1 protein-coding gene is annotated in these 1231 nt (G+C 40.8%); it reads left to right on the top strand.

Annotated features, from left to right (window positions below; all coding sequences use genetic code 11):
- Positions 1–230 precede the first annotated feature (230 nt).
- On the top strand, positions 231–1231 hold a 1001-nt coding region (gene mobV / locus ACFVQC_RS30195), incomplete at its 3' end, for a MobV family relaxase (protein ID WP_377900198.1).

Here is a 1231-nt window from a genome sequence, read left to right as displayed (position 1 = left end):
CCCGCCTCACACTGGGGGGGGTTGGGGCCTGTACACGTGCGCCGACCACGGGGGAATCATTTCCCCTTGTGGGTTTGGGCAAAGCCCAAGGTTTTCCCATGCGTTAGCATGGTTCGGCGGGTAGCCGAAAAAGCCTCGCAGAGCACACACTTTACGAATGTAAAGTATAGTGTGTTATACTTTACATGGAAGTGTTGCCGAAAAACTGACCCCGAAACGGAGCTGATTTTATGAGTTATGCGGTCGTCCGAATGCAGAAAATGAAGGCGCATGATTTGAAAGGAATTCAGTTTCATAATCAGCGTGAAAGAGAAAGCAGGACGAATTCGGATATTGATAAAGAGCGTTCCCATGAAAATTATGATTTGGTCCATGATGGGAAAATTGATTATAACCAGCATGTCAAAGAAATCATTGAATCGCAAAAAACAGGTACGAGAAAAACTCGGAAAGATGCGGTGCTTGTAAACGAGTTGCTCGTGACATCTGACAAAAATTTTTTTGACCGTCTGGATCCTACAGAACAAAAACGATTTTTTGAGGAAAGTTATAAATTATTTTCCGAACGCTATGGCGAGCAAAATATTGCTTATGCAACGGTACATATGGACGAAAAAACGCCCCATATGCATGTTGGCGTTGTGCCAATGCGTGATGGAAAACTGCAAGGGAAAAATGTGTTCAATCGTCAAGAATTGCTTTGGTTGCAAGATAAGTTTCCCGAGCATATGCAAAAGCTTGGCTTTGATTTGGAGCGTGGAGAAAAAGGTTCTACTCGTGAGCATTTGGAAACGAGGGAATTCAAAAAGCAGACGCTGGAAAAAGAAATTGATTTTCTAGAAAAAAATCTCCAGGAGAAGAAAAATGAATTGCTCGCCCTCAATGAAAAAGTTCCAGATGAAATTAAAGTTCGGGCCAAAAGGGAATTTCAGCAAATCGAGGTTAAGAGCGAGGAAAAGAATCTTTTTGGGATTCCCAAAAAAGAGTTGAAAAAGACACCGACTGGAAATGTGATTGTTCCCGAACAAGACTTTAAAAATTTGGTTCATGCTGCCAAAGAAAATAAACAGCTAAAAGGCAAGATGGAAAAAATATTGAACACCGATTTAGCAAAGGAAAATAAAGCTTTGGGTCAAAAGCTTAGAGTGATTTATAAAGAGTGGGAAACAGAAGCCAATTCAAATAAAAAATTAAGACAGGAAAATATGCAGTTGCTTCGAGAGAATAGCAA

It is taken from the genome of Bacillus sp. NPDC057893 (assembly GCF_042796455.1).
In the GTDB taxonomy this organism is placed as follows: Bacteria; Bacillota; Bacilli; order Bacillales; family Bacillaceae_G; genus Bacillus_A.
Note: the sequence above shows the minus strand (reverse complement) of the source record. Positions and strands in the feature narration are given on the sequence as shown.